This is a genomic window from Moorena sp. SIO4A1 (assembly GCF_010672065.1).
Classification (GTDB): Bacteria; Cyanobacteriota; Cyanobacteriia; order Cyanobacteriales; family Coleofasciculaceae; genus Moorena.
The window spans coordinates 1-5,087 of the sequence record NZ_JAAHHX010000147.1 but is presented as its reverse complement, the minus strand read 5'-3'; the positions used below and the strand labels follow the sequence as shown (position 1 = coordinate 5,087).

The following is a 5,087-nucleotide window of genomic DNA, read 5'->3' as shown; positions in this document are numbered from 1 at the left end:
AAGCTATCGATAAACAAACGCTTTATGAAAATCTTAGACAACGGCTTCTGAAAAGGACTCGCTTTCAAGTCAATTTTGCTAAGGGACGAATGGCTAGATTGGCTCGTGAACTTAAAGGGTTGACCGCCGAAGCAATTTCGGTTTTAACCCAGGATGTTTTTAAGTATTTGAATCCAGCCATAATTCAATTTCTTGAATTATTAACTCCTACCGCTAATGACACGAAGTTTGAGGAATTGATTGAGTTTTTTAAGCTCGAAAACTATGTAGAAAAGTAGGTGATATCAGCTTAACAACAAGATCAAAAAGGCAATCAATGATAGTGTTGCCGAATCACATCCAAACTACTGAAATCGATTAAAAGTGATCAATAATCGCTCAATAATCAGAAATATCTGTTCGGATACGCTCTAAGGAACTATGCATATCTTTCAACTGTTCTTGAATTGCTAATAACTGACCTTCAAGTCTGGACACTTTGCTAAATTGATTCTGCTCCTTGATCACCTTCTCCAACTTTTTATCCTGCTCCTGCTTGAATTCATCGACACTATCACTGATATTGCTGGTGATAATCCCAACAAAAAGATTGATAGTAATCATCGCCCCCAACATCACAAAGCTCACAAAAAAAAGGACACCAACCAGGGGTGAAGCTGAGGGATTTGTGCAAAGTGCTTCTATACCATCGTAACCGTAGCGTTCGCAGCCATACATCTGGATGTACATCAAATCTGCCCAACCTTCTAGGGTTACTACTTGAAATAGAGACAAGATAGATTTGGGTAAGGAAGAAAAGTGAATCGGATCGTTTTCAGCAAATAAAAAGGTTCCGGCTACCCCATAAATATAGAACAAAATACAGAGAAGCAAAAAGACATAGCCCATGGAGGGTAGACTCTTGAGTAGAGCTCGGACGAGTATTTGTAAGCGAGGCAAAGCAGAGATTAGCCTAAATACTCTCAGCAGCCTAAGCATACGTAGCACTATAAAATATTGATTATCAATTGGCAATAGTAAAGCCACAACAATGAATAAATCAAATAGATTCCATCCATTTTTAAAGTAGCTCCATGGATGACTAGCTTCAGCACCTATCTTAATAAAAATTTCACCAATAAAAAAACCTAATATTAGATGTTCTATAAAATTGACAAGAGTGCCGTAATTTTCTGTAAATGATGGATAGGTTTCCAGACCTACTATAATGCTAGCCAAGATTATTACGATCAAAACTGTATTCTGAAAGATTTCAGAATTAGAAATTTTTTGGAGTGCTACCTGCATAAAAAAATTATATAAACAATTACAGTGGGCAACTTGTGATATAATTATATCCCGATGAATACTTATCATTCCGGGTGCTTGGTAATAAAGTTTATTGATTAGTGCTTAGCAATCACTAATGAATAAACTATAGTACCAATATCCTTAGGCAAATATTACTATACTATATATAGCAGCTATCAATTCGGTGAGGTACAAAGTTCTGGGTTTTAGGGAGCAGCGATGCAGCGCGGTCTTGGGGGTTTCCCCCATGAGCGACTGCATCAAGACGGGAGCAGGGAGCAGGGAAGAGGGAAGAGGGAGAAAATCCAGCGTTGCTTAATAATGGAATGATTTTAAGAGTTTTCTGGAATGGGCATGTTGGTGGAATGGGCATCAGGCGTGGAACTGGCATCTTGCCAGTTTCATGCTTATTTTCGAGCGGGCAGGATGCCCAATCTACTCCTATTCATTCCTAAATTCAGCAACGCCGAAAATCCCTCCCTACTCCCTACTCCCTACTCCCTACTCCCTACTCCCTACTCCCTACTCCCTACTCCCTACTCCCTACTCCCTACTCCCTACTCCCTACTGCCATTAACCCAGATAGCTTACTTCTTGGTAAACCGCCAAACTCCATCCCAATCCTGTGGCACCCCTTGGGCCATCAACTGATTAATTCGCTCCACATATAAGGCAGCGGTCTTATCCAAAGGATTCACCATTAACACGTGATTAAAATATTCTAAAGCCTTGTAAAATCCTTGAGTGCGATAACACTCTAAACCTTGTTCAAATTCCAGTTGCGTTTTTAACTTCAATTCCCTAACTGCCTCCGTCTCACCATCCAGCACTTCATAGATAGCAAGGGGTTCATTTCTACCTTTAACAATTGCTCGATCTAGAAACCGAATTTGATAGTGATTGGGATTGCTCAATTTATCTAAGGTTTGCTGGGAAATTAAGCAAGAAACCCCATAAAACTTGGTCAATCCTTCCAAACGAGCGGTCAAGTTAACATTATCAGAAAAAGCATCCCCCTGCATTCGGAATGTCTCTCCAACCATCCCCACCATCATGTGACCATAGTGGATGCCAATCCCTACTTGAATTGGTAAATAACCGTTGGCTTCACGCTTTTGATTGTATTGCTGGACTTTTTTGAGCTTGGCAATTCCAGCACAGACAGCATCATCAGCGCCATCAGGGAAAACTGCCATCATGCCATCCCCTAGAAATTTGACAATAAAGCCATCGTGATTGCGAATTTCAGGACTGACACGCTTAAGATAGGCATTGACGAAGTCAAAGTTTTCCTTTGGTGTCATACTCTCAGAAATGGTAGTAAAGGAGCGAATATCACTGAACATCACCGCCATTTCTTTACTAACGTGGTCCCCTAATTGGACATGAATCACATTGTCCTTGTGCAGAAAATTAAGATATTCAAATGGGAAAAACCGAGCAAAGGAATTTTTTAGGGTTTCCAGAGTTTCATTGGCTTGAGTCAATTCTTGCTCACGGGCTTTTACCGTTTGAACCATTTGCCGGAAAACTCGTGCTAGTCGTCCTAACTCGTCGCTCCGAGTGGCTACTTCCTCCAGACTTTCTGGCTTAAATGTATCATTTTCCACAGCGGCGGCTGCTACTGTCACCTTTTCTACCTGTTTTATATACTTTGACTGGCGCAGATTTTCAGCTTTAAGCTGCTCTTCAGCTTCGGTTCGTTTGAGGAAGTTAAGATAGGCTTTGGAATGGTAACGAATACGAGCAATTAGTTCTACCCGATCTGGCAGTTTTACTAAGTAATCATTTGCTCCAAATCCAAAGGCTTTAGCTTTAATTACTGGTTCTTCTTTACTTGATAGTACAATCAGGGGAATAGGTCGAGTCGGCGAATCCTTAGAACGCAAAAAACGCACTAACAACAAGCCATCCATCTCCGGCATGACCAAGTCTTGTAGAATGACCGTTGGTTGGTACTCCTTAGCTACTTTTAAGGTTTCAGTTGGATCCTGACAGTAGCGAAAGATAATATCCTTTTCTGGAGCCAACATGCGGCGAATGGCTTCGCCGATCATGGGCTGATCATCGATAAGTAGGACTTTAATCGGCTCTTGAGTCACCATTTTATTTGTAATGTCCGCTTTGGCTATCAATTAGATCAGGTACAGCATAGATAAATAACCTAGGGTTAGCTAATTCTTTGGCGTTGCTTAATAATGGAATGATTTTAAGAGTGAGGTGGAATAGGCATCTTGCCGTAGAATGGACATCAGGCGTGGAACTGGCATCTTGTGTAGAACTGGCATCTTGTGTAGAACTGGCATCTTGCCAGTTTCCTCCTTATTTTGGGGCGGGCAGGATGCCCACTCTACTCCTATTCATTCAAAGACTGACGCAACGCTAATTCGTTTAGCAGTTTATCAAATTTTGTTCAATACTCTGGGCAAACTGGGAAAACTATGTCATGCCAATTGTGCTTAATAGTCAGCTATTGTTAAGAATTATTATAATATATCAGTGTTGTGCAATAAAAGTGATATATAAATTTAGCTATAGGAATTTAGCTAAGGCTTAAACGCGAATCCTTTGATTAGGGCAGGTGCGATCGCGTCTAGGGGCAAAATTTCCACCGCCGCCTTCAACTCTGCTGCTGCTTTCGGCATCCCATAAACCACGCAACTGCTTTTATCTTGGGCAATAGTATGCCAACCTTTAGAGCGCAACAGTTTTAGCCCTTCAGCTCCATCTCTACCCATGCCAGTTAACAAGACAGCGGTGCCTTTGCGCTTCCAGTACTCGGCTACACTTTTGAAAAAAACATCTACGGAGGGGCGGTAGGGATAATTACTGGGTTTGGTGGTATAGGTTAACCTCAAATTCGATGTTAAAAACAGGTGGTCTTTGGTTCCAGCAATCAATACTTTCCCTACTTCAGGACGGCTACCGTCAGACGCTAGTTGGACTACCAAGGGTGTCTGATGATTCAACCACTCCACTAATCCTGAAGCAAACTGCACATCTACATGCTGGACAATCACAATTGCTGCACTGAAACTTGCTGGTATGCTGGAGAGAATCGTTGCTAGAGCCTTTGGTCCTCCAGTAGAAGCACCAATTGCGATTAACGGCGGAAGATGGAGTTGGGAATTTCGGGCTGGGGATTTTGAATTTCGGGTGGATTTTCCAATCAGTTTACCAATGGTAGCAATTTTAGTAAGTAGTTCTTGAGCAGCGTCTGGGTTACCGCGAGTGCCCAAAACTGGCAGGCTGACAGCATCTAAGGCTCCATATCCAAGGGCTTCAAATACTTTAGATGAATTCTGCTGGACGCTAGCGGTTACCACTAAAATCGCACAGGGAGAATGTTTCATGATCTGGCGAGTTGCCTCAACCCCATCTATTACTGGCATTGTCAAATTCATCAAAATTAAGTCTGGGAGATCTTTGGCACATTTGGCAATAGCTTCGGCACCATCACTAGCAACCCAAGCTACTTTATAGTCTGGAACCACCATCAAGACACGCCGCAGGGTCTCTACTGCCATCATTGAATCATTAACAATTGCTATTTTCATGTCATAAAAATGCTGATTACTTTTTTATAAGGGAGTAGGGAGTAGGGAGTAGGGGAGTAGGGAGTAGGGAGTAGGGAGTAGGGAGTAGGGAGTAGGGAGTAGGGAGTAGGGAGTAGGGAGTAGGGAGTAGGGAGTAGGGGAGTAGGGAGTAGGGAGTAGGGGAGTAGGGAGTAGGGAGTAGGGAGTAGGGAGTAGGGAGTAGGGAGTAGGGAGTAGGGAGTAGGGAGTAGGGAGTAGGGG

7 protein-coding genes and 1 pseudogene are annotated in these 5,087 nt (G+C 42.4%); 3 read left to right on the top strand and 5 right to left on the bottom strand.

Annotated elements, in window-relative coordinates:
- Positions 1 to 278: pseudogene (locus tag F6K53_RS35100) on the top strand (hypothetical protein); the annotation flags it as partial.
- A gap of 100 nt (positions 279 to 378) precedes the next feature.
- Here F6K53_RS35100 and F6K53_RS35095 read toward each other — a convergent pair.
- Together F6K53_RS35095 and F6K53_RS35090 are read right to left on the bottom strand one after the other, a co-directional pair.
- On the bottom strand, positions 379 to 1,287 hold the full coding sequence (locus F6K53_RS35095; protein ID WP_293029726.1) for an ion transporter: 909 nt from the start codon (positions 1,285 to 1,287) through the stop codon (positions 379 to 381).
- A 163-nt stretch (positions 1,288 to 1,450) separates the two neighbouring features.
- Positions 1,451 to 1,681, bottom strand: a complete 231-nt coding sequence (locus F6K53_RS35090; RefSeq protein WP_293029723.1) for a hypothetical protein — start codon at positions 1,679 to 1,681, stop codon at positions 1,451 to 1,453.
- A 12-nt stretch (positions 1,682 to 1,693) separates the two neighbouring features.
- Between F6K53_RS35090 and F6K53_RS35085 the strand changes: the two genes are divergently transcribed.
- Positions 1,694 to 1,867, top strand: a complete 174-nt coding sequence (locus tag F6K53_RS35085; protein WP_293029720.1) for a hypothetical protein — start codon at positions 1,694 to 1,696, stop codon at positions 1,865 to 1,867.
- A gap of 10 nt (positions 1,868 to 1,877) precedes the next feature.
- Here the strand turns inward: F6K53_RS35085 and F6K53_RS35080 are convergent, their stop codons facing one another.
- On the bottom strand, positions 1,878 to 3,395 hold the full coding sequence (locus F6K53_RS35080; protein ID WP_293047477.1) for an adenylate/guanylate cyclase domain-containing protein: 1,518 nt from the start codon (positions 3,393 to 3,395) through the stop codon (positions 1,878 to 1,880).
- 98 nt (positions 3,396 to 3,493) lie between these two features.
- Between F6K53_RS35080 and F6K53_RS35075 the strand changes: the two genes are divergently transcribed.
- On the top strand, positions 3,494 to 3,676 hold the full coding sequence (locus tag F6K53_RS35075; protein WP_293047474.1) for a hypothetical protein: 183 nt from the start codon (positions 3,494 to 3,496) through the stop codon (positions 3,674 to 3,676).
- Positions 3,677 to 3,836: 160 nt separating this feature from the next.
- Here F6K53_RS35075 and F6K53_RS35070 read toward each other — a convergent pair whose 3' ends face one another.
- Together F6K53_RS35070 and F6K53_RS35065 are read right to left on the bottom strand one after the other, a co-directional pair.
- Entirely contained in the window at positions 3,837 to 4,847 is a 1,011-nt protein-coding gene (locus F6K53_RS35070; protein ID WP_293047471.1) for a chemotaxis response regulator protein-glutamate methylesterase, read from the bottom strand.
- 24 nt (positions 4,848 to 4,871) lie between these two features.
- The coding region (locus tag F6K53_RS35065) for a hypothetical protein (protein ID WP_293083891.1) at positions 4,872 to 5,087 on the bottom strand (216 nt) is incomplete at its 5' end.

What these genes read in the sequence shown, in the direction of transcription:
- F6K53_RS35080 (WP_293047477.1), bottom strand. Translation starts at nt 3,395, where the DNA reads ATGGTGACTCAAGAGCCGATTAAAGTCCTACTTATCGATGATCAGCCC.
- F6K53_RS35090 (WP_293029723.1), bottom strand. Translation starts at nt 1,681, where the DNA reads ATGCCAGTTCCACGCCTGATGCCCATTCCACCAACATGCCCATTCCAG.
- F6K53_RS35095 (WP_293029726.1), bottom strand. Translation starts at nt 1,287, where the DNA reads ATGCAGGTAGCACTCCAAAAAATTTCTAATTCTGAAATCTTTCAGAAT.
- F6K53_RS35075 (WP_293047474.1), top strand. Translation starts at nt 3,494, where the DNA reads ATGATTTTAAGAGTGAGGTGGAATAGGCATCTTGCCGTAGAATGGACA.
- F6K53_RS35070 (WP_293047471.1), bottom strand. Translation starts at nt 4,847, where the DNA reads ATGAAAATAGCAATTGTTAATGATTCAATGATGGCAGTAGAGACCCTG.
- F6K53_RS35085 (WP_293029720.1), top strand. Translation starts at nt 1,694, where the DNA reads ATGCTTATTTTCGAGCGGGCAGGATGCCCAATCTACTCCTATTCATTC.